This is a genomic window from Pseudoalteromonas fuliginea (assembly GCF_000690055.1).
GTDB classification, from domain to species: domain Bacteria; phylum Pseudomonadota; class Gammaproteobacteria; order Enterobacterales; family Alteromonadaceae; genus Pseudoalteromonas; species Pseudoalteromonas fuliginea.
This window is the reverse complement of the sequence record NZ_JJNZ01000010.1, coordinates 1-22,165: the sequence shown is the minus strand read 5'-3', so window position 1 is coordinate 22,165 and position 22,165 is coordinate 1. Positions and strand designations below refer to the sequence as shown.

At 39.0% G+C, this 22,165-nt stretch carries 20 protein-coding genes and 3 pseudogenes; 14 read left to right on the top strand and 9 right to left on the bottom strand.

What is annotated here, in order from left to right:
• The first annotated feature begins 77 nt into the window (after positions 1–77).
• The 5 genes from DC53_RS16555 to DC53_RS16575 all read left to right on the top strand — a co-directional run bounded on the left by DC53_RS16555 (position 78) and on the right by DC53_RS16575 (position 6,608).
• Positions 78–314, top strand: a complete 237-nt coding sequence (locus tag DC53_RS16555) for a hypothetical protein (RefSeq protein ID WP_007376681.1) — start codon at positions 78–80, stop codon at positions 312–314.
• Positions 315–393: 79 nt separating this feature from the next.
• Complete coding sequence (locus DC53_RS16560; RefSeq protein ID WP_033028642.1) at positions 394–1,641, top strand: exonuclease SbcCD subunit D C-terminal domain-containing protein; 1,248 nt, start codon at positions 394–396, stop codon at positions 1,639–1,641.
• Complete coding sequence (locus DC53_RS16565) at positions 1,638–5,288, top strand: SbcC/MukB-like Walker B domain-containing protein (protein ID WP_033028641.1); 3,651 nt, start codon at positions 1,638–1,640, stop codon at positions 5,286–5,288. Before DC53_RS16560 ends, DC53_RS16565 begins: the two co-directional genes overlap by 4 nt.
• A 28-nt stretch (positions 5,289–5,316) precedes the next feature.
• Positions 5,317–5,976: a class I SAM-dependent methyltransferase gene (locus DC53_RS16570; RefSeq protein WP_033028640.1), complete on the top strand. Its 660-nt coding sequence runs from the start codon at positions 5,317–5,319 to the stop codon at positions 5,974–5,976.
• 167 nt (positions 5,977–6,143) lie between these two features.
• Positions 6,144–6,608, top strand: coding sequence for a hypothetical protein (locus DC53_RS16575; RefSeq protein WP_033028639.1), 465 nt, complete (start codon positions 6,144–6,146; stop codon positions 6,606–6,608).
• Between the two features lie 96 nt (positions 6,609–6,704).
• On the opposite strand, the pseudogene DC53_RS0120340 reads toward DC53_RS16575, so the two are convergent.
• The 3 genes and pseudogenes from DC53_RS0120340 to DC53_RS16585 all read right to left on the bottom strand — a co-directional run bounded on the left by DC53_RS0120340 (position 6,705) and on the right by DC53_RS16585 (position 8,131).
• A pseudogene (locus tag DC53_RS0120340) lies at positions 6,705–7,097 on the bottom strand (ACT domain-containing protein).
• A gap of 19 nt (positions 7,098–7,116) precedes the next feature.
• Entirely contained in the window at positions 7,117–7,674 is a 558-nt protein-coding gene (locus DC53_RS16580; protein WP_033028637.1) for a DUF6942 family protein, read from the bottom strand.
• Between the two features lies 1 nt (position 7,675).
• Entirely contained in the window at positions 7,676–8,131 is a 456-nt protein-coding gene (locus DC53_RS16585) for a YaiI/YqxD family protein (RefSeq protein WP_002959175.1), read from the bottom strand.
• A 130-nt stretch (positions 8,132–8,261) separates the two neighbouring features.
• Here DC53_RS16585 and DC53_RS0120335 point away from each other — a divergent pair.
• A pseudogene (locus DC53_RS0120335) lies at positions 8,262–8,783 on the top strand (lipocalin family protein).
• Positions 8,784–9,256: 473 nt separating this feature from the next.
• Here DC53_RS0120335 and DC53_RS16590 read toward each other — a convergent pair.
• From DC53_RS16590 to DC53_RS16600, 3 genes are read right to left on the bottom strand one after another with little or no spacing between them, the layout of a single operon-like run.
• Positions 9,257–9,592 carry a DUF3325 domain-containing protein gene (locus DC53_RS16590; RefSeq protein ID WP_007376694.1) on the bottom strand — a complete coding sequence of 112 codons (336 nt, stop codon included), beginning with the start codon at positions 9,590–9,592 and terminating at the stop codon, positions 9,257–9,259.
• Positions 9,589–11,190 carry a PepSY-associated TM helix domain-containing protein gene (locus DC53_RS16595; protein ID WP_033028635.1) on the bottom strand — a complete coding sequence of 534 codons (1,602 nt, stop codon included), beginning with the start codon at positions 11,188–11,190 and terminating at the stop codon, positions 9,589–9,591. Before DC53_RS16595 ends, DC53_RS16590 begins: the two co-directional genes overlap by 4 nt.
• The gene (locus DC53_RS16600) at positions 11,187–11,543 is read right to left on the bottom strand and encodes a hypothetical protein (protein WP_033028634.1); all 357 of its coding nucleotides are present in this window, start codon (positions 11,541–11,543) and stop codon (positions 11,187–11,189) included. The genes DC53_RS16595 and DC53_RS16600 overlap by 4 nt, the downstream gene beginning before the upstream one ends.
• A gap of 345 nt (positions 11,544–11,888) precedes the next feature.
• Between DC53_RS16600 and DC53_RS16605 the strand changes: the two genes are divergently transcribed.
• The 3 genes from DC53_RS16605 (at position 11,889) to DC53_RS16615 (ending at position 14,148) form a co-directional block, all read left to right on the top strand.
• The gene (locus DC53_RS16605) at positions 11,889–12,245 is read left to right on the top strand and encodes a VOC family protein (RefSeq protein ID WP_033028633.1); all 357 of its coding nucleotides are present in this window, start codon (positions 11,889–11,891) and stop codon (positions 12,243–12,245) included.
• Between the two features lie 150 nt (positions 12,246–12,395).
• Complete coding sequence (locus DC53_RS16610) at positions 12,396–12,977, top strand: uracil-DNA glycosylase family protein (RefSeq protein ID WP_033028632.1); 582 nt, start codon at positions 12,396–12,398, stop codon at positions 12,975–12,977.
• A gap of 304 nt (positions 12,978–13,281) precedes the next feature.
• On the top strand, positions 13,282–14,148 hold the full coding sequence (locus DC53_RS16615) for a bile acid:sodium symporter family protein (RefSeq protein ID WP_033028631.1): 867 nt from the start codon (positions 13,282–13,284) through the stop codon (positions 14,146–14,148).
• Positions 14,149–14,549: 401 nt separating this feature from the next.
• Here the strand turns inward: DC53_RS16615 and DC53_RS16620 are convergent, their stop codons facing one another.
• Entirely contained in the window at positions 14,550–14,924 is a 375-nt protein-coding gene (locus DC53_RS16620; RefSeq protein WP_239462873.1) for a type 2 periplasmic-binding domain-containing protein, read from the bottom strand.
• A 60-nt stretch (positions 14,925–14,984) separates the two neighbouring features.
• Here DC53_RS16620 and DC53_RS21595 point away from each other — a divergent pair.
• The 4 genes and pseudogenes from DC53_RS21595 to DC53_RS0120330 form a co-directional block, all read left to right on the top strand.
• Positions 14,985–15,179, top strand: a pseudogene (locus DC53_RS21595) (SDR family oxidoreductase); the annotation flags it as partial.
• Between the two features lie 325 nt (positions 15,180–15,504).
• Complete coding sequence (locus DC53_RS16625; protein WP_033028630.1) at positions 15,505–16,014, top strand: hypothetical protein; 510 nt, start codon at positions 15,505–15,507, stop codon at positions 16,012–16,014.
• Between the two features lie 101 nt (positions 16,015–16,115).
• Positions 16,116–16,883, top strand: a complete 768-nt coding sequence (locus DC53_RS16630; protein WP_204247270.1) for a fimbrial biogenesis chaperone — start codon at positions 16,116–16,118, stop codon at positions 16,881–16,883.
• Between the two features lie 3 nt (positions 16,884–16,886).
• Positions 16,887–19,883, top strand: a complete 2,997-nt coding sequence (locus tag DC53_RS0120330) for an SdrD B-like domain-containing protein (protein ID WP_239462872.1) — start codon at positions 16,887–16,889, stop codon at positions 19,881–19,883.
• Between the two features lie 249 nt (positions 19,884–20,132).
• On the opposite strand, the gene DC53_RS16635 is transcribed toward DC53_RS0120330, so the two are convergent.
• Both DC53_RS16635 and DC53_RS16640 read right to left on the bottom strand, forming a co-directional pair.
• Positions 20,133–20,465, bottom strand: a complete 333-nt coding sequence (locus DC53_RS16635) for a hypothetical protein (RefSeq protein WP_033028627.1) — start codon at positions 20,463–20,465, stop codon at positions 20,133–20,135.
• A gap of 122 nt (positions 20,466–20,587) precedes the next feature.
• Positions 20,588–21,157: a hypothetical protein gene (locus DC53_RS16640; RefSeq protein ID WP_033028626.1), complete on the bottom strand. Its 570-nt coding sequence runs from the start codon at positions 21,155–21,157 to the stop codon at positions 20,588–20,590.
• Between the two features lie 227 nt (positions 21,158–21,384).
• Between DC53_RS16640 and arfB the strand changes: the two genes are divergently transcribed.
• A complete protein-coding gene (gene arfB, locus DC53_RS16645) occupies positions 21,385–21,798 on the top strand; it encodes an alternative ribosome rescue aminoacyl-tRNA hydrolase ArfB (protein ID WP_007376712.1) in 414 nt (137 codons plus the stop codon).
• Positions 21,799–22,165 lie beyond the last annotated feature (367 nt).

Genomic DNA, 22,165 nt, shown 5'->3' with positions numbered 1-22,165 from the left:
TTTTATTTGAGGCAAATAAATTCGTCACATTTATCCTCAAATAAATATAGATTAGTAGCAATAAATGCGGTGGACTCATGGATTTTTATATCCTAAAAAAACAACAAGAACTAATTGCTATCCCGGCAAATGAGAACAACTGTAAACAGTATCTCGATTCTGGTTATTTTTACATTGATAAAGTAGCAGCATGTAACGAAGTTAATGCTTTAAAAGTACTACAAACTAAGCAAACTAAAACACTAAAGTACCCACTAATTATGGCATTGCTAGCATTACCGATTATTTTTGTAGGCTGGTATAGTTTAACCTAATCTTAAAATGGTCCTTAGGCTTGCATCTTTAATTACCTTGGGTATATTGGCGCTCTTACTGGTTTTTTAAGAGCGCGACATGAAAGTCCTCCACACCTCAGATTGGCACCTTGGCCAACAATTTTATGAACACGGCCGCCGTGTTGAACACCAAGCCTTTTTTACATGGTTATTAGCCACTCTTGTTGAACAACAAATAGACTTACTTTTAATTGCTGGCGATATTTATCATACCGCAACTCCAAGCGCTAGCGCCGAAAATCAGCTTTACCAATTTATTAAAGACGCCAAAAAGGCATGCCCACAATTACACATAGTCATTATTGCGGGTAATCACGACTCTGCGAATCGTATTTTGGCAGCTCAGCCATTACTAGCGCAATTTGATACACACGTAGTAGGGCGCTTTGATGTCGCAATACCCGATGAAACGGTTATTACCATAAATACCAATGGTAAACGCGCTGTAATCGTCGCTATGCCATTTTTACGTGCAAGCGATGTAAGTTTACTTAGCCAAACTGAAAGCGGTCCTAGTTATTCTCAAGGCGTTGCAAAAGCTTACGAGCTTGCACTAGAACACGCTACTAATATAAACGAGCAAAACTCACCATTAATAGTTATGGGGCATTTACACGCAAAAGGCGGGGATATCTCAAGTGATTCTGAGCGTAACTTAGTAATAGGTGGTGAGGAGTCTATTTCAGCCAATGTATTTGGTAAACAAGCCAACTATGTTGCTCTTGGGCATTTACACAAAGCGCAACAAGTCGCTAAAAGCGATATTATTCGCTACAGCGGCACACCTATCCCTATGTCGTTTTCAGAGCGTAACTACACGCACCAAGTAAACGTTGTTGAGTTTATTATTGATGAAAAACAACACATTAGTACAACTGTAAACCCCCTTTACATTCCGCGCTCTGCCGATGTAATTATTTTACCAAAAGGGGAATGTGTACCATTGAGCGAACTATGCGAGCAAATTAAAGCGCTCGACACTGCACAAAATACAATAGCGCCTTATTTACGTGTAAAGCTTAAATCAAGCGATACCGACACCACGTTCAGAGAACAAATAGAACAAGCACTTGAAGGCAAGTATATTAAATTTTGTGGTATTGAACGTGTACGTGAACAATCAGCGCAAAATGACGACAACACCGTATTTGAAGATTTAAGCGAAGTTGAAATGCTCAACCCACTAAACCTATTAGAACAAGCATTCGCAAACGATAAAGACATGGCAGGGCAAAGTGTACCCGATGAGCTAAAAGCACTTTTAAGTGACGTGATAAACGAGCTTACGGAGCAAGAGCAACTATGAAAATAACCGCAGTTCGTATTCATAATTTAGCCTCAATAGTTGACGCTGAAATAGACTTTACTCAAGCCCCATTAAAAGATGCAGGCTTATTTGCGATAACAGGCGATACCGGCGCTGGTAAAAGTACTTTTTTAGATGCGATATGTTTAGCGCTTTATACAAAAACAGCACGCTTACGTGGTGATAAAGGTAACTTAATTGAGTTTAATGGCGACAGCATTAAGCTTAATGACGCACGTAATTTACTGCGCAGAGGTACATGGGAAGGCTACGCCGAGGTTGACTTTTTAGGGCAAGATAAACAGCTTTACCGTGCGCGTTATACAATTTCACGCACCCATAAAAAAGTAACAGGCAAACTTAAAGTAGCAGAGCACACCTTAGTAACCCTGCCAGAGCAAACCCTAATAGCTGACAAAAGCCACACAATAAAAGAAGTTGAGAGCAAAATAGGACTTAACTTTGAACAGTTCTCCCGTGCCGTACTTTTAGCGCAACATGAGTTTGCTGCATTTTTAAAAGCCACTGGCGATGAGCGAGCGCAGCTTTTAGAGTGTTTAACAGGCACCGATAAATTTAGCCGTATTGGCGTGCGTATTTTTGAGCGCCATAAAGAGCAAGTAGCAAAGCTTGAAGCGCTTAAAGCAGGCCTTGAAAGCTATACTTTGCTAACACCAGTAGAACTTGAGTTACAGCAAACCAAGTTAACCGATTTAAAAGCGCAAACCGAACACACTAAAAAAGAGCTGACCAAAACCGAAAAAGCACTTAACTGGTATCAGCAAGCTACAGTGCTTGAGCAAAATTTATTGCAAGCACAGCAAACTCAGCAACAAGCAAGCTCAGCGCTTGAAAGTATCGTTGTTCAAAGCGAGCAGGCAAAACAAGCCAAGCAGGCGCTTGAAATAAAAGATAACCGCAGCCGTTTTACTCAATTAACCGAGCAAAATACGGCGTTGGATCAGCAAATAACATCACTTAAAAGTGTTGATCATTTAGCGGTAATTAACGAGCGTAACACCGCCCTTGCTAAGCATACTGAGCTACTTAATAACGCCAATGAGCAAAAACAAAATGCAGCGCCTATTATAGCTAAAGCGAGAGAGCTCGACAGCAGCATTGCTTTGCAAACTCAAGCTGTAAAAGGCACAGAGTCGCAAATAACCAAAGAGCAATCTCAATTAGATGAGTTCACACAGCAGCTTAAACAAAGCAATAACGAGCTAGAACTCGCTAATACCGACTCAACTAAAGGCCAGCAATGGCTTAATGAGCATGCACAGCTGCATGTTTTAGCAAAAGACTGGAGCTACTATCAGCAAAGCTTCAATACCTACTTAAATGCACAGCAGCAATTAACCGCAAACGCTGCGCAAAGCCAAACTCTTAATAGCGAGCTTGCAGGTCAGAACGATCTTTTAAATGCGCAAAATAATAAAGTGCAGCAGTGCGAGGTGGCACTTAGTGGTGAGCAATCAACTTTACAGGCATTAAATACTCAGCTTAATGAATTTAATGCAGAGCACTGCGACGCGCAGTTAAAAAGTATTGATTACTTAAAAGAGCAGCGCGAGCGTTACGGGCAATTTAACGCAGAACTAAAACAAAGCACTCAACGCCAACACGTACTTAATCAGCAGTTAAATGAAAGCCAGCAAGCCCATACTATACTTAATCAGCATTTAATAACCAGCGAGCAAGCACTTAAAGGTAGCGAGTACGCACTTAACCAAGCGCGCTTAAGAGCCAGCGAAAACGTAGAACATTTACGCACTGAGCTTCGCCCTAATGAGCCTTGTTTAGTGTGCGGTGCAACTGAGCACCCGTATGCGGTAAATCAAAATCAGCAATTAAATAACTTAATTACTGATTTTGAAAATGCTTTTAATATAGCTAAAAAGCAATTTGACCATGCACAAAGCGAGCTGCATAAGCATCAAACTCAACATGCCGTATTAACTGCTGAACACGAACAACTTGAGCAAATAATACAAACAGCAAAAGCCAAACAGCTCGACATTAAAAATACCATGCAAGGCGCACGCACAGAGCTTAACGACTTAACGCCTGATCAGCTTGAAGTAACTTATAAGCAATTAACGCAGCAAAAAGCGCAATACTTTGAGCAGCAAAAACGCCAACGCACACTGCAAACTAAAGTAAATGAGCTACAAGCAGCACTTAAAGCAGAGCAGAAAATACAGCAGCAACTGAGTAATAAACACCTTGAGCTTACACACCAGCAAAACCAAATAACGAGTAAGCGTAGCGAGCTAAGTGCACAAATTAACGAGCTGGGTACAACGCTCAATAGCCAATTTGAAAACAGTGATTTTTGGCAGCAACTACAAGCCAATACACTTGAACTTAGCGAGCTGCACGAGCAAGTTACGCAGTATCAGCAAACTCAAACGCAACTTGAGCAAAGCCAAAAGCGCCAAGACACAGCTAATGAGCAAATAAAGCAGCTTACCCCCCTTATTAGTAAAAGCGAGCAATCGTTAAAAGCACTTAATGAAGAGCTTGTTAAAGCTAAAAATTTACTAAGCACTGTGCAAAGTAAGCGCTTAGCTTTATTTAATAACGAGCAAATAAGCGCAGACGACTACCAAGCAAAACTCACAAGTGAGCAAGAGCAAAAACAATCGCAGGTTCAAGCGAGTCAAAAAGCTTATGACGACGCTATAAAACAACGAGATGAGCACGCTATAACGCTTAAAAATGTGGAGCAACGCTTACTTGAAAACAGCCAAGAACTAGCAACACTTGAGGCACGTTATAACCAGTGGTTTACTGACTTTAAAGCGCAATATAGCAATGCAACGCACGAACAGGTCAAAATTTTACTAACGCTCAGTAGCGATACTATTAAAGCGCATTTAAATCAGCACGAGCAGTTAACTCAAGCGTTAACAGATGCAAATGCCGCATTAAAACAGCAGCAACTTACGCTTGAAAAACACAACAGTAGCGATAAACCAACACAAAATGTAGAGGCTTCAAATACTCAACTAAGTAGCTTAAACGAGCAACAAACGCAGCTGCAAAGCGCATTACTAGCGACTAATACCGCTATTGAGCAACACAACCAAAACGCAAAGTCGCTTGAAGGTAAGCAGGCTGAGTTAACTACACTTAAAACACAGGTTGATCAGTGGCACTTGCTTAATAAGGTAATTGGAGATAAAGAAGGTAAAAAAATGCGTAACTTAGCGCAGACACAGACGCTAAGAATATTACTGCACTATGCCAACAGCCACTTAAAAACACTCAACAAACGCTACGAATTAACCGCCATAGCGCAAACGCTCGACATTGCAATTATCGACCGCGACATGGCCGACGAGCAACGCTCTGTTAATACGCTCTCGGGCGGCGAGTCATTTTTAGTATCGCTAGCGCTTGCACTTGGTTTAGCATCGCTTTCGTCTAACAAAGTACAAATCAATTCTTTGTTTATTGACGAAGGGTTTGGTACGTTAGACAGCGAAACCCTAAGCATTGCAATGGACGCTTTGGATTCTTTGCAAGCACAAGGCAGAAAAGTAGGCGTTATATCGCACGTAACACAAATGAGCGAGCGTGTAGCCACTCAAGTGCATGTAGCCAAAAAGCCAGGTGGATATTCCACAGTTGAAGTTTTATAAGCAACATTACTGAAAACAAGGAGATACGATGCCAACGTTTACAGGCGAGCAAGCAACACAATACGATAGCCGCATAACCCGTTTAGTTCCTGGTTATGAATTATTACATCAGCTCACTAATGCGCAACTACAAGCAACGCTGGGCGACAATGCACATATTTTGGTAGTAGGGGCAGGCACAGGCAAAGAAGTACTTGCACTGGCTGGACTAAACCCTACGTGGCAATTTACTGCGCAAGATACATCAGCCGATATGCTTGCTATCGCACAGCAGCAATTTGATGAGCAAGGCATAACAAGCCGCGTAGATGTACATAATGGCCCCGTTGATAAGTTATCGGTTAAAGCCGATGCCGTTTTATGTTTACTAGTAATGCATTTTTTAGAAGATAACGGCGATAAAAAAGAGTTATTAAAAGCAATTAAAGGAAGCCTTAAAAAAGACGCAAACCTCTATATTGCAGATTTAATGCGCCCCGAAACTTCATTTGAGCGCGAAGCCCAGCTTACAACGTGCGCGCAATTGGGTTTAACCGAAACAGGTAAAACACAAACAGGGCACGACTTAGAAAATGAGTTTTACCCGCTTGATAGAATGCGCTTTAGCGAATTGCTAAATGAGTGCAAATTTGGCATTCCGAAGCTGTATTTTAAAGCGCTAGGTTTTAGTGGGTATGTAATAAAATAGTTTTAAATTTAAGTAATATAGCCACATAAACACCGAGTATGCTTACTCGGTGTTTTATTTTATACATACATTTACAACTTCTCACAGCTGCATACAAAGCACATACATATTTTTTATGTTTTAAGATTTACTATTTCTATATCAACATAAGCAAATAGAGAATCAACATGAAAAAATCGTTAATTGCTGTTTTACTCCTCTCGGGTTGCGCATCACAAGGTGTTGACCGTAACGGTCAAAATCAAATAATTAAACGCTATTACGCCTCGGTAGAATCTATGCAACGTGTCACACTCTCATCAGAAGTGGGTACAGGCATAGCCGCAGGAGCTGGTTTTGGGTTTGTAGATAGCTTAGATGGCAATACAGAAGAAATGATAGGTGGGGCAATAATCGGCGGGTTAGTTGGAGGGTTATTTACCGCATTGTTTGAAGGCGGCAACGATGCATATCAGTATAATCTATACGCTACCAGCGAAGGTGAATTTACCGTAATTCAAAAACAAAAACTCGATCAAAACACTCAATGCGTAGTAGTAAATGCCGGTAAAAAAATTAAGCTTGAGCCAGTAGATAAACAATACTGCGAAAATAGTCCAAATGTGTACAAAAAAGCTGATGTTGCTCTATAGCAATATCAGCTTTTGTATTGTTGTAGGTCGGTTAAGCGAAGCGCCACCCGACGCACTAATATCCACGTTACTCAGATCATTACTGTGTCAGCAACCCTAACCAATCTCTTCAAGTGCTTTCATTGCGGCTTGTGCTTTATCTGTTTGTACAAAAATATGGTCGTGATAAAACGCAGCGACCACATTAGCGCTAATGCCATGCTCAGTCAGCTTTGCAGATACCGCAGCAGTTAGCCCTACGGCCTCTAAGCTTGAATGTACGTTAAGGGTAATTAAATTATATTTACCCTCGTAAGTAATACCTGCTTTATCGGCGGTTTCAGCTTTTAAAATAAGGGTTAGCCCTTCTTCTTCAACATAAGTGGCAAGTGGCTCTAAGTGAACATAATCGGCCAATTTCCCTGCTAAGCAACAAAAAATATACTCACCTTACTTAAGCGCTGGCTGCATTGATTTTAATAATTCGTTTAACTCTAAAATTCCGGCCATGGTCGTTCCTTACAATGTGTTATTTTTTTAGCTGCGCGACTAGCTCGCTTAATCTCGCAATTTTTATATTACTTAGCTGCCTGTAATCAAAATATGGGCACACAATAATGTTGTTACTGGTGTCTATTGCAAACTCGTCGTCGAGCCAATCAAATTGTGCATGCAACTTACCCTGTTGTAATAAGTTTTTAGCGTGCGTACGCCCAGCAATTATGTGTAGCTGGTTTTTATTGCTAGTAGCTTTATTTGCACACGTAATAGTAATGTTGGGCGCGCTAAATAGCAGGGCGGTTTTACTGTTTTTTTGCAGTAAATACTCATCGCGATATTGTTGCCAAGTAGGGGCTTGTTTGGCAAATGAGTAATGCTCGCTTGGCAGGGAAAATAGCACTTTTGCATACACGTTAAACACTTTGCGCCAACCATTACCACAGTGCTGGTTTATGGTATTTATTTGCTCATTTATAACCGGTTCTAGGCATTCGAGTGTTTCAAAAAACGGCATTGGCGGCGCTTTTGCTACGTATACTGCCACGCTAAATTGCGTATCACCTAAGCCAACTAATTGTGTGTTCAAACTAGTTAGCCTTGTTTTGCGCTAAAATACGGTCGAGGTTATTTGCAAAGTTTTGGCGATCGGTTTGGCTAAGTGGCGGCGGCCCACCACTCATTTCTACGCCACTTGAGCGCATGGTATCCATAAAGTCGCGCACGTTAAGTATTGAGCGGATATTCTCGGTGGTATAAAGCTCGCCACGTGGATTGAGCGCTTGCCCGCCGTTATCAATTACTTCACTTGCTAGCGGAATATCGCCTGTAATAACTAAATCACCTTTTTCAACACGTTTTACTATTTCGTCGTCGGCTACATCAAATCCCGACGATACTTGAACGCGGCTTATGTATTTTGACGGCGGAATACGCATTGCGTGATTGGCCACTAAAATAGTCTCGATTTTCATACGCTCTGCAGCTCTAAAAAGTATTTCTTTTATAACAACAGGACACGCGTCTGCATCTACCCAAATTTTCATGCTATGGTCATTTTTATTGCTTTAGAATTAATATGATCCTATAGCAAATTTTTTTAATCGGCTAGCAAACTTTATATCCATCTATATTTAGATAATACGTACGATTTATGTAATTAAAAAAGGAGCTTACATGAAGGCTATTAAATACGGTTTACTTATTACAGGGTTATTTTTTCTTAGTGCCTGCACCAGCCCTCCGGAGGGAATAACACCCGTTAAAAACTTTGATATACAAAAATATAAAGGCAAGTGGTTTGAAATAGCGCGTCTTAATCACTCATTCGAAGAAGGTATGGAGCAAGTTACCGCGACTTATTCAATTAACGACGACGGCACAGTAAAGGTCCTTAACAAAGGGTATTTAACGGATGATAAAAAATGGGATGACGCCGAAGGCTTAGCCAAGTTTGTAGAGGGCACAGACACAGGGCATTTTTAAGTCTCGTTTTTTGGTCCATTTTATGGCGCTTACGTGATTTTTGAACTTGACCAACCCGATTATCAATATGCATTTATAACCAGTTACAACAAAGATTACTTGTGGTTTTTGTCGCGTACACCAACGGTTAGCAAAGAGCTTAAAGAACACTTTTTAACTAAAGCTAAAGAGTTGGGCTTTGCTACCGATGAAATAATTTGGGTTGAGCAATAAACAATGTAAAGCCCCTTTACAGTAGTCATAAAGGAGTCATCTAACAGTAAAGTAACTTAAATATATTATGGTTATATTGTGTACTTGCCGTGAGACAGCAAGTATTGGAAACACTGAATATCCCCTATTGTTGGCAAGCTATATAGCTTGCCATTTTTTTTGCCTAGGGCGTGTTGATCTTTGTGGATTGAAATCTGTTCAATCTAGGGGCGATTAAATCGCGGCGCGAGGTTTGTAACCTAGTGGGCTAAGTAAAAACCGAGCAACAAAGAGTTAATCGTCCCTAGAAAGAACCCTTTGGGCAGCGCATGTTTGGTATTTATGCTGCGTTATCGCCTATTTATGGGGAATAACCACACTACATAGGCTCTGCCTTGCCTAAATACCAAACAGTCTGCTGCAAATTCACCCACCAAAGATCAACACGCCCTAATATATAGGAAAATAACGGATCACGTTTTTACTAACTAAGGCTAGTTTAATGCTAAAAACAACCCACTTAGTACAACTAACACGCTATTTAAAACACTAAACCACTTTACGTAGTCTACTAAAAAATTATAAAAAACCATTATAATTAAGACACTTAGACTCATAAATCCGCAAAATAGTAATGCACCATATCCATCTTGAGTAACTAAACAAAGCACTAAGCTTAGTAAAATACTGATCCAAGCAGCTAATAACAGCTTTTTACGTTGGGATTCTGTAGGGCGTTTTTTAAATACGTCTTTAAAATGATTATACTTAGCCAGCGCAAAACAGTTAAAACTGAGCAGGCATAGGCTAAAACCGAGTAAATCAATCATGGTTTTTGCCTTTTAAGGTTATTAGATTGACTAGGGCTGATTGTTTTTGAGTTGCTTTTAGCAGTACGTAATTTTTCGGTTTGTATAAAAAACAATATACTAAATAACAAAAACAGTGCATCAAAAGTAAATAAAGCCCACTGTTTGTGCATCAAATAGCTAACTATATTACCGTTAGTTGTAAGTGCATTAATAACCGGTACGCTTAAACATGCAACAGCATTTATAGCTGCCATAACTCGCCATTGCAGTGTGTCGCGCTTTATAAGTGCTAAAAGAGCAACCGCTAGCCATGTTAAAAAGAACGCGAGTATTTCTTTATCGGCGCGCTCTGCGGTAGTTGGGCTAAGTAGTCTGTTAGCAATAAAAAATGCACACGTTGCCAGTGGAAGTCCCATAATAGTGGCTAGGTTTAACCCTTCAACTAGTTTTAAACCAAACGAAGGCTTAACGTTATTTTTAGTTCGCTCGCGAATTCGCTTAGCCCACATAATACAGCCAGAGCCAATCATTACACAGCCTGCAATACCGCCTAATACGTATAACCAGCGCAACAACCACGTAGCTAAACGCCCTGTATGCATAGAATTAAGCGATTCGTAAAGCGCTTTGCTGCTAGTTAGCTCGTCATCAGTTTTAGCGACCATTTGCCCTGTAGCACCACTAAATATTAAGCGTGGTGCTTGGTCACGTAGTGTTTTACCTGCGCTTACCAATACGGTAATTGTTGAAGCTGCCATATTTGGTTGGTTAACTTGTACGCGAGTAATATCTGCATGAGGCCACTTAGTATAAACCTGATCCAAAATACGTTGTATTGGCACCATTGGCAATTCGCCTTTGGCTTTATCGGTCATGGTGTTGCGAGGGGTTACATCGTTAAAAAAACCACGCATGCCGTTATCGTAAGTTACTTTTGCAGGGTAGGGAAACAACATAAATATGAGCGTAATCATGCCAGTGTAGGTAATCATTAAATGAAAAGGCAGGGCAAGCACAGAGCTTAAGTTATGGGTATCTAACCACGTACGGCTACCTTTGTTACGCCTAAAGCTAAACATATCTTTAAAAATACGCTTATGAATAACCACGCCCGATATAATGGCAATCAGCATAAAAAAGCTAGCAAAGCATACAATCCAGCGTGCTGTTATTGCATCCATGTAATGTAAATCATAGTGCAACCGATAAAAAAAGTTACCACCTTTAGTATCTACAAAGGGCTCAAGCTCTTGCATGGTATTAGGGTTAAGCTGCGTGTTTTCAAACTTACTGCGGCGCTGGCCTGGTTCTTTTGGCTTTGCATAACCATAAATTAAATAAGGAATACGCGGCTCAGGTAATGTAATACGCCAGCTTGATGAGTTAGCTCCATGGTTAGCTAAGTAATCAAATCCGGTAATTATTTGTTGTTTTTGCGCTTCTATACGCTGTGTTTGGGCTTGCACATTATGTATGGCTGGTTGATTCCATAAGGTTATTTCGTCTCTAAAAAAGCTAAGAGTGCCAGCAAAAAATATTAAATATAATAACCAACAAACGAGTAACCCTACCCACGTATGTAGCCAGGTCATTGAGCGGAAAAAACTGTCTTTCATAGCCAACCCTTCAATACAGCTAATAAACAAATTTGCGCACTAGTCGTTAGTAAAATACTGATCCAAACTGTTTTTAACGATTTAATATAAAACGCATAAATAAAAACTAATGCATAAATTAGAATACTTAATGATACACACAGCAGTACCGCATCTGATTTGGTCAGCGGTAATAAAAAACTCAGCAAAGCGGTACTCGCAGCCGTAAAAGAATAGCCGCCAACAATGGCAATTAAAAAGCGTAAAAACACTGAAAAACGATAGCTAAAAATAGGTGATAGTTTAAAAAATTGCGATAACAACTCAATAACGCGTAGTTTAGTGGGCTGCGCATTCAGCGGGTGTGCCTGCATAATGAATTAATCTCTTATAAATACAGCGGGTGAAAAAATAAAGCATTATTATATAGTCTACAAATACAAAAGATAGTTATTATCATTCGTGATATTTAAGTTTATCCAACCAAAAAATTTATTACTCACCTGCTCTCTGATAAAGTAATTTTTTAACATATTGAACCATAATGATATTTAAACTCACCGCAGTTAACGTTGAAAGTAACTGCTTGAGATAGATTTATTATCCAAAATTCAGGCTACTTAGTAAAATAGTGATCTCAAATAACATCAGTATATTTGATTAGCAACTAACTAAGGTTTAAGGTTGTTTATTACACTTTAATAAGAGCTTTAATAACGATGAGCGATCACGAAAAACTAAATTATGTCGAGTTCCCTGCTTATGATTTACCTGCTACTAAAACCTTTTTTAGCAATGTATTTAATTGGCAATTTACAGACTACGGCCCAGAATACACGGCGTTTAGTGGCCAAGGGCTTGATGGTGGCTTTTTTAATGCGCCGCTTAAATCGCTAACTCAAAACGGTGCTGCGCTATTGGTTTTTTATAGTAACGACATTCACGCCACGTATAAAAAAGTACAACTCCATGGTGGCACAATATTAAAACCTATTTTTGAATTTCCGGGTGGTTGCCGGTTTCATTTTGCAGAGCCGAGCGGCAATGAATTTGCTGTATGGGCAGAGAAACATTAGGTTTTAAAGGGCCTGTAGAGCGAATGAGCTTAAAGATCACGATTTTACTAACTAACGCCCGTTTTAATTAAAATAAACCGATATTTTACCAACTCATTTGTTCTAAATGGCCATTTAGGATAAAAATTAAGCATTTAAGGCCAAGTAAACATGAATAGTCACCAATTAATAGAGCAAGTTAGTAAATGCGTGATCTGTGAACCTGATTTACCTTTAGGGGCTCGCCCTGTTATACAATTTAACCCAAACGCACGCATTTTAATTGCAGGCCAAGCACCTGGAATAAAAGTTCACGAAACAGGCGTGCCATTTAACGATGCAAGCGGTAATCGCCTACGAGAATGGCTTGGGCTAACAATAGATGAATTTTACGATGCCAATAATATAGCCATTTTACCTATGGGCTTTTGTTATCCTGGTAGGGGAAAATCGGGTGATTTACCACCTCGAAAAGAATGCGCACCTACATGGCGCGAGCAATTATTGGCTGCAATACCAAATATTGAGCTGACAATAGTGCTTGGTAAATATGCACAGGCGTATCACTTACCGGACACTAAAAAAATGCCACTCACGGAGTTAGTAAAATCGTGGCGTGAGTATTGGCCAAACTATTTAGTGCTTCCTCATCCCAGTCCGCGCAATAATATATGGCTTAAAAAAAACCCGTGGTTTGAACAAGATGTACTTCCAGAACTGGGTAAACGAATTGCGACTATTTTAAATAAGTAACACTTCTAGCATTAGGATTTATTGTAAAGGGGCGTTATACCAATCCGCAATAATACTTAATCATTTTGCGGGGCTAAACGTGTCGCTACCTGTGTTAAAAAATTCTCATTTACGACTGCATGGATGCAGAAGGTAGAGCAATGCAGGAGCAATTGCCGAGAACAACTAAATAGCGAATTTTTTGCCTAGCTATCAACACGTTTTTCCATCCTCAAAATAGATCACTTAATTAAGCGAATTGGTATACAGTTAACTTAAAAATTAACACTCTAATTAAAAACAATAACAAACGAGGTTACCTAATTTGAATGCATCTATATTAACTGAAGTAATACTTCCGCTCGCCCTTGCACTTATTATGTTTGGCATGGGACTTGGGCTCACTACAAACGACTTTACCCGGTTATTTAAAAGCCCACTCGCCATCGTTATGGGTTTAATTGGCCAACTTGTAGCAATGCCTTTATTGGCATTAGGCCTATGCTATTTACTTAACTTATCAACACCTATAGCCATTGGTTTAATGATATTAGCCGCTTGTCCCGGCGGCACCATGTCAAATGTAGTAAGCCAGCTTGCTAAAGCTAACTTAGCACTTTCGGTAAGCTTAACAGCCGCTTCCACCGCTATTAGTATAATAACCACACCGTTTATTATCGGCTTTGCTATGAGCCAGTTTGCGCCAGCAGATAACGCTAGTTTTTCTATTTTGACGACATCACTTGGGTTATTTTTTATTACCTTAGTGCCTGTTGCTGTAGGTATTTGGTTACGCCATTTTAAAAATTATTTTGCTATTAAAACAGAACCGTTTTTTAGACGCTTCTCATTGTTTTTTATGCTCATTATGATTGCCGCACTAGTAATAAAAGAGCGCGCTTTATTAGTTAGCTCATTTAACGATGTATTTTGGGCATGTATAGCACTGAATGTAGGCTCGATGATTGTAGGTTGGTTAATTGCTATGTGTTCAAAATTAAATTTAACCGATTCACTAACGCTTTCTATTGAGGTTGGGATTCAAAATGCATCACTGGCTATTTTAATTGCGATTAGTTTTTTAAATAAACCAGAATACGCAGTTACTGGCGGTATTTATGGCCTGGCAATGTTTATAGGGCCACTGCTGTTAATTGGCGGATTAAAGCTTAAAAATAAACGCACCATGTAGTTATAGCTAAAAAGCAGGGCTTATTATTGCTTGTGTAAGCTCTGTTTATTCTTAAAATTTACTTTACACGGACACATTTCACTCTCCACGCTTGGACCTGTTAACCTTTGCGGATTAAAGTTTGCTCTATCTAGGGATTATTTAATCACGAGACTCGGTAACTGCTCCTGCGTCCTGATGATATCCCTTACCACCATATAGGCAATAAAGAGTAAGTCACCCCAAGGACGCCTCCAAAGAGCAGCCGCATATTTGGCATGTTTATACTAATCTGCCTATATGAGCAGATTAGTATAAACATGCCCTAGACATCTACAAATATAAATTCATTATTAGACTTTGCTGTAGACTTAAAACAAATCCACTTGAGAATGATTTTTAAGTGTCGTTATAAGCTGTACTTAACGCTTAAATATACTTTCTACTTGGCTGCGTAGCCATATTAATGCATCGTCTTTATCTGTATTTTGGTGCCAATATAAGTGCTGATAAATAGTAGGCATGGTAGTTGGTACTGGACGCGCAATTAAAGTTTCATCAAGTAGCTGACTTGCCACCATGGAGGGCAAAGTGAGTAAAAATGGTGAATTTTTTATTACCTCTTTTGCTGAAAAATACGTTTGACAACGTATAGCAACCTCACGATTTAAGCTTAACTGTAATAATGCTATATCCTCAATAACCGTACCCGTTGGTCTGTTAGATACAGCTACATGTTTGGCCGTTAAGTAATTATCTATATTTAATTGGTTTTTAAGTGAGTGATCTTTTTTCATTAATACACAAAAGTGATCGCTCGAAAGTACGGCATGGCTAATAGGTGATTTAATTGCTCTGGCAACATTAGAAGTGAAATAAACGAAAAAGTAAAAACAGTGCCCTTTATTGTCGATACTGAAACAGGCTGTAGAGCACTTGTAACAGCTATAAATAAAGAAAAAGCCAACAGCTTTATAGCAACGTGGCCATGGGCATTTTTACATTGGATTTTACGTATAGCCCCGCTGACTACACTTCGTAAAATGTCTTAAATAAACTCACGCCCCAAAATTGTTGTGGGCTTAAGTTTATCATTGCAAATAACCTAGCAATATATTAACAAAAAGAAATCCTCTTGCCTTATATCTGTAAAAAAACATACTTTTTTTTGCTTTAAAAACAACCATAAATAAATTAACCAACTTTTATTGCTAATGATTTTTTCTTATTTATCATCCTTAAAGTTGCATTTGTTAATAAAACATTTAAAAAATGCACTTCCTGTGTTTAAATTGGCGCCAATGGATTACGAGCTCTTAGAAAATGAGATTAAACAAGGACGTAATACAATAATAATTATTTAAACACGGAAAAATTATGAATAAAAAAATTTTTGCAGCAACCGCTTTACTCGCTATGACTTCGACTTCTTTACTTGCATCTAGCGAAACATTACAAGCAAGTGTAAATGGTTGGAGCGAACCAACTTTTTTAGAAAATAACAAAGTACATTTTGGTAAAATTCGTTTAGCTACAGGTTCTACTTGTACAATGGATAATGCTGGCGCAGTAACGGGCGATTGTGATGCTTCAGACTCAAACATTCAATTAGGTGGCGTAACTGTTTCAGGTTTGGCTCCAAATTCAGCAATGAACATCACTGTATCAGGCAGTACAAGTGCCAACCTTACTTTCGCTCCAGTAACGACTGCCACTGATGGTACTTCAACTGTAACAACGGCTGATACTGTTGCTTCTGCATTCACAACTGATGCAAGCGCAACTGATATCGTAATCGGTGTTTATGGTGATATGACAGTAGCTGCCGATCTTACTGCTGGCGCTGCTTATGAAGTAGACTACACTGTCGATGTATCTTTTCAGTAATATTATTTCTTATATTATTATAGCCCTAGGCTACTAATAATATAAATTGTGTGGAGCTTAATGCTCCACATTTTTGCTTTATCATGTTGTTGAGTTGTCTCATGAGTTTTAAATTTTTTCGCTGGGCAACGCTTTGCCTGACTCTTCTATCACCTCAAATTTGCAGTGCTAATCTTTCTCTATCTGAATATCGTTTATATTTTGATGGACGAACTAAAAATAATTCATTAATGATCAGAAATACATCTGATAAAAACCTCGACTTTAAACTTAGTATCACGCACAAAGACATGACCGAAGAAGGGTCACTAATAGATGCAACACCTAAGCAAGTAGAGGGTCGTTCTGCTGCTGGCATGTTACGCTTTTCTCCACGCCGTGGTTCTATAGCGCCAAAAGGCATGCAAGCTATAAGAATGACGGTACGAAAAAAAGCAGAATTACCCGCAGGAGAATACAGAGCGGTACTTAAAATAGTTGCGTCAGAAGCACCAGCCCCTAATGCAGAAGGAATAACCATACGCCCTAAAATATCTTACAGCGTTCCGGTAATTGTGCGCCATGGGCAGTTAGAAGCTGATTCGCAACTAATCAACCCGCAACTAATTAGCCAAAATGGTCGACCAACCGTTACGTTTTGGCAAACGCTAACGGGAAATCGTTCGTTATATGGCAATTTTGAACTGCTAGACAGTAATAACTTATCTGTTGGGGAAGTAACAAACGTAGCCGTTTATACGCCTTTATCGCGTCGTAAAGTCTATATTTCGTTGCAACAGCCCGTTGTCGGTCCGCTTACACTTAAATACAAAGAAAACCCCCAATATGGTGGCAATATTGAGTTAGCAATACCCGTTAATATTCAATAACACGTGTTTAAGCTAAACGCATTGCGTTATGGCGCTTTAATTAGTTTGTTGCTCATTGTTATTGTGCCTCAAACATTAGTCGCTAATGAGCTAACGCCTCTTCATCAATGGACTATTGATGAAGAGGCGTTCGTGATCGTAAATGTAAAAGTAAATGGCCGTTCAGTGGTATCCGACTTAGAAGCTTACTACACGCAATCAAATAAGCTGTTACTACCAATCAGTGTTCTTAAATCAACGATGGGGATTAACTTTAGTATTACCGAAGGGAGTTTAACTGCAACCGTTGATTCAACGAAGCTTGCACTAAGTACAACGTTATTGGCAGCTCAGTCGGTAACACCAACGGCATCTTTTTGGGCAAAAGACGATTACGATCATTACGTAGACTTATCCGTTATTAATACGCTTTTAGAAACCGACTCAATATTTGATTACTCACTCATGCAAGTCACCTTTATGAGCGATTTATTAAGCACCACAAATGATAAAAAAAACACGTCAATCACGCATAAGCAAGCTATTGACCCACAATATGATCACTTTATAGAAGATCAATATCGTCTACTTACCTACCCAATTTCTGAGTATACAATTTCATCAACTGCCTCATCTAAACAAGCACGTTATAAAGGCTTAATTAGACTCAACAGCTATTTTGATTTATTTCACCATAGAGCAGAAGTTCGGTTTAACAAAAATGAAAATAGCGACAATACATTTTTTAAAATTAGCAAAGATTTTAGTTTGACCGATGAAGATCATTCATTAGCTCGCATTCATTATCAATTGGGTGATATTCAATCTCAATCAGATCAGCTGACGACAGCTTCAAGCCAAGGCAGAGGTATTTATATCTCGAATGCCGATCCACGCTCAGCACAAAATTTTTCGTCAATAACCATTGAAGAACCCGCTTTACCCGGTTGGCAAGCTGAGCTATATCGCAATGGGCAATTTTTAGCGACCACACAAGCAAATGACGATAATTTAGTTAAGTTTATCGATATAGAAACATTTTATGGCAATAATATTTTTGAAATAAAGCTTTTTGGCCCCCAAGGTGAGCAAATTACACGCACTCAAAAATACACGATTGGGCAGGATGCCCTATCACCAGGGAAAATAAGCTATCAAGTTGAGTTAATTGAAACAGATAAAAGCGTATTTGATAACAACCAAAATACTCAAAATACATTTAGTGACACGTTTAAAGCCAGTGTTTCATATGGGATCAGTGAAAAATTAACCTATGATGCACAAATAACCCAACTAGCATCTGATGAGCGCTCTCGCTATATATCATCAGGGTTAAATATACTTACGGAGCATGGCAGCTATCGATTTTTATCTAGCAAACAACTCAATGCTGGCAGCGCTTATTATGCAGGCTTTAGGGGCTTGTTCTCTAATGATTTTTATAACGACGTAAACGTCAATTTAGAATATACCGCCTTAGATGATTTCTCGAGCGCATTGTTTTTACCACAAAATAATGTGCTTAAAAATAAATTATCGATTAGTTTAAATGGTCGTTCTGATTCGTTTGACTCTTTAAACTGGAATATGAAATGGCTTAACGAAAATCGTGAAAATAAATCAAACAACAATACATTTTCATTAGGTATCAATAAAAATCACATTGGTGGTACATGGGCTGGACGCCTTTTTTATGATGAGCAAGAAGATGAATTAACCAATCAACTTTATTCATCTATTGATATCGCTTCTTGGAAGTGGACAAATACACTCGATTGGCTGCCTATAAATGGGGGAAAGCTTGTTAGCCTGCGTAGTAATTTACGTTGGCCGCAAACACAACAGACCTTTAACCAAACCCAGTTATCGTATAACCCTGATTCATCAGCGACCGCGCAACTAAGCCATCAGTATACTTATCGCTATGATATTTTTAATGTTCAAGTCTCAGGCCAATACAATAGTCGTGGTGATTGGCGCGTGTCATTAGGTTTAAACGGCACATTTAGCTTTGATCATCTTGAGTTAGATATGGTATTTGACACTCCAAGAGCTCTTAGCGGCGGACAACTTGAAGCATCTGCTTTTATTGACTGGAACGAAAATCGAATATTTGATCAAGGTGATGAAGCATTAGAAGACGTACGCTTTACCGGTAATTATTTATGGCGAAATAAATTCACAAACAATACAGGCAAAACACTACTGCCAAGCAGTCACGGCGGGCAAGTTTTAGAGGTCGATTTACGCACTTTACCAAATCCATATTTGCAGCCTGTACTTGGAAAAATAAAAACCTACGCTCACCGAGGGGGTCAGACTAAAGTTAATGTACCAATGGTTATTTTTAATGAAGTAGAAGGGACTGTTTATTTTGCAAATAATGATAAAAGCAAACCTGTTTCAGGCGTAACCGTTTTTTTAAAGCAGACCAATGGCGACAAAGAATACACAACAACTACCGAGTACGACGGGTATTATTATTTTTCTAATGTGAATCAAGGAAACTACAAAATTGAAGTTGAAGCAAATACATTAAATATAAAAAGCCTCGTTACTAAAAACTTACCAGAGCGCGTTGTTACCTCAAAAACAGGTGATACTATTATTCTAAAAGATATCGTTCTGCAACCTAAAAACAATACAATAGACTCAATAGAGTTAGTTGATAAGCCATCAGAAAAATCTTATTTTGTTCAGCTTGGTGTATTTAAAAAATTTGAATCGGCAGTAATAGTAGCAAAAGAGATTGACTCAAAAGCGCATCCTTTAAAATTATATAAACATCAAAGCCGCAACAGTTACTATTTAGTAACAGGCCCTTATGCAAACGCCCAAGACGCGCAAACAACAATTAACCATGTCTACTCAACGCCTGCATTACATGGCAGCTTTATGGTCGACGCTAGACGTTATACATCTACAGATTGGCAACTAATGCACGCATGGGGAGAGCAAAAAAGTGATACGAAAGAGCTCTATTATTGTCAATATGCCGCGTATACCTCTAAAAAACAATAAAACCTCAATTGATAAAAGCTGATTTCCCACTGTTCACTATCAACAGAAATATTAATGGTAAAAAATATTTTTTATTACTCTCAGGCCCACATATTGAGCAACCACAGAGCGCATGTAGCGCTTTAACTAGTCGGCAAATAAACGAAGGCTCTACACCAATAAAAAAATCCTGGAGCGACTTATACAAATAACCTTAAACTAATGAGTTATTTGGCGCTTAAAATACTCATATATTAATTAAAATTAGTATTATTGAGCTGTAAAGTATGTCGTTTGTGAGAGGCCTTTTTTGTCAAGATGCGTTATACACCTTATTTCGCAGCGTGCACCCGCCGATTCTGCAATCCAATTGGATTGAGACTGTTTTTTTATATAACAAGCAGAATAAAATGCATCTTCTTTTTGTGCAGAAACAACAGCACAACGCGCATAATTACCAAGCTGCAATACTTTTATTGGAAATATTTGCTCCTGAGCAATAACTCCAGCACTAAAAGCTTGAGTTGATTTTGCGTACGTGGATACCGAAAAATACGCAGTAAAAATAAAGAATAAACCAATAACCACATGCCATTGCTTCATACATTACACCTAAAAATACAGATAATTAAATTGTAGAAGTAAATAAACTTTATGCATCTGTTTATAAATTATTTTAGGCATTAAAAAAGGTGGCAAAAGCCACCTTTTTATAAAACAAAAACTTATAGAAGTGCAAAAAGCTTTTTAAGTTGTGGCATGTACTCGCTCACAAGCTCAAGGTTACTTTCGCTAACGACTGGCCCACTTGATTTAGCGGCACTTGATGCGTTACCTAATGAGCCCATTAGCGAGCTAGCGCCTTTGTCTTTAACACTTTTCATACTTTGAAAACCACCCATTAGTTTATCTGCTGTTTCTTTATTTTCAGTAGATAAGCCAGATTTAAGGTTTTCGATGTAAGCCATAGACACTTCAGAACCGACAGTAATTAACTGCTCTGGAGTAAAACCGTAACGACTTGTTACGCCTTCAAAACTTTTGTATAAGTCTTGCTCTTTAATCATGCTAAGCGCGCTGTTAGCTAGCGAGCCTTGCTCTGATGTTGTTTGGTCAGCCGACGCACCTAACATGCTTCCTAGGTCCAGCCCTTTTAGAGAATCTTGAGCGCTCGCCCAACTTGTTACCGCTGGTAGTGCTTTCATGTAGCTTTGTAAATCACCTTCAGTGATATCTTTTGCAACACCAGAGAAGCTCATTGCTAACAAACTAAGTGATACGAGTATTTTTTTCATGCAGGCATTTCCTATTATTGTGGAGCTATTATTATATGAAGCCCTAAATAGATAGGGCTGTGCAATTAGAAACTAAATAATTGCATATGCCAATACATAATAATGTATTGGCGAGTTTTACAGTACAATTCATGGGAGTTGACCTAAAGTACTACGATTTTAGTTGATTCACCCTAAGTCAATGTACAAATGATATAATGCATTTTTGACAACGAGAGCTGAACACAATGTTAACAATTTCAAATACAGTCACAATTGATGAGTGGGAACTAGAGCTTACAGCTATTCGCTCTCAAGGTGCCGGTGGTCAAAATGTTAACAAAGTAGCAAGTGCTATACACTTACGTTTTGACATTAATCGCTCTAAATTACCTGACTTTTACAAAGAACGCTTACTCGCTTTAAAAGATTCTAGAATCACTAAAGATGGCGTTTTAATAATTAAAGCCCAAAGCCACCGGACCCAAGAATTGAACAGAGATGATGCACTTAAGCGTTTAAAAGATCTTATTTTGAGTGCAACCGTGGTGAACAAAGCTCGAAGAGCCACCAAGCCAAGTAGAAATTCTCAGCGCAAACGCATGGATAAAAAAACCAAGCACGGCCAGAACAAAGCATTGCGTGGCAGTGTGAAAATTTAACTGCTAGGCGCGCAGCTTGCTGGCGTATAAAAACGCAGTTTTTAAAATAACTTAATAATTAGAAGCCTTGCTTCTCACGTGAGCAAGCTCTACGTCTACAAAACGTGCAACCTTGTTAACTGGTAGACGCGCAGCTTGCTGGTGTATAAAAACGCAGTTTTTAAAATAGCTTAATAATCAGAAGCCTTGCTTCTCACGTGAGCAAGCTCTACGTCTACAAAATGTGCAACCTTGTTAACTGGTAGACGCGCAGCTTGCTGGCGTGTAAAAACGCAGTTTTAAACTTAATAATTAGAAGCCTTGCTTCTCACGTGAGCAAGCTCTACGTCTACAAAACGTGCAACCTTGTTAACTGGTAGACGCAAAG

Coding starts and splice junctions, on each gene's coding strand:
- DC53_RS16555 (WP_007376681.1), top strand. CDS start 78: ATGGATTTTTATATCCTAAAAAAACAACAAGAACTAATTGCTATCCCG.
- DC53_RS16560 (WP_033028642.1), top strand. CDS start 394: ATGAAAGTCCTCCACACCTCAGATTGGCACCTTGGCCAACAATTTTAT.
- DC53_RS16565 (WP_033028641.1), top strand. CDS start 1,638: ATGAAAATAACCGCAGTTCGTATTCATAATTTAGCCTCAATAGTTGAC.
- DC53_RS16570 (WP_033028640.1), top strand. CDS start 5,317: ATGCCAACGTTTACAGGCGAGCAAGCAACACAATACGATAGCCGCATA.
- DC53_RS16575 (WP_033028639.1), top strand. CDS start 6,144: ATGAAAAAATCGTTAATTGCTGTTTTACTCCTCTCGGGTTGCGCATCA.
- DC53_RS16585 (WP_002959175.1), bottom strand. CDS start 8,131: ATGAAAATTTGGGTAGATGCAGACGCGTGTCCTGTTGTTATAAAAGAA.
- DC53_RS16590 (WP_007376694.1), bottom strand. CDS start 9,592: ATGATTGATTTACTCGGTTTTAGCCTATGCCTGCTCAGTTTTAACTGT.
- DC53_RS16595 (WP_033028635.1), bottom strand. CDS start 11,190: ATGAAAGACAGTTTTTTCCGCTCAATGACCTGGCTACATACGTGGGTA.
- DC53_RS16600 (WP_033028634.1), bottom strand. CDS start 11,543: ATGCAGGCACACCCGCTGAATGCGCAGCCCACTAAACTACGCGTTATT.
- DC53_RS16605 (WP_033028633.1), top strand. CDS start 11,889: ATGAGCGATCACGAAAAACTAAATTATGTCGAGTTCCCTGCTTATGAT.
- DC53_RS16610 (WP_033028632.1), top strand. CDS start 12,396: ATGAATAGTCACCAATTAATAGAGCAAGTTAGTAAATGCGTGATCTGT.
- DC53_RS16620 (WP_239462873.1), bottom strand. CDS start 14,924: ATGAAAAAAGATCACTCACTTAAAAACCAATTAAATATAGATAATTAC.
- DC53_RS16625 (WP_033028630.1), top strand. CDS start 15,505: ATGAATAAAAAAATTTTTGCAGCAACCGCTTTACTCGCTATGACTTCG.
- DC53_RS16630 (WP_204247270.1), top strand. CDS start 16,116: ATGAGTTTTAAATTTTTTCGCTGGGCAACGCTTTGCCTGACTCTTCTA.
- DC53_RS16635 (WP_033028627.1), bottom strand. CDS start 20,465: ATGAAGCAATGGCATGTGGTTATTGGTTTATTCTTTATTTTTACTGCG.
- DC53_RS16640 (WP_033028626.1), bottom strand. CDS start 21,157: ATGAAAAAAATACTCGTATCACTTAGTTTGTTAGCAATGAGCTTCTCT.
- arfB (WP_007376712.1), top strand. CDS start 21,385: ATGTTAACAATTTCAAATACAGTCACAATTGATGAGTGGGAACTAGAG.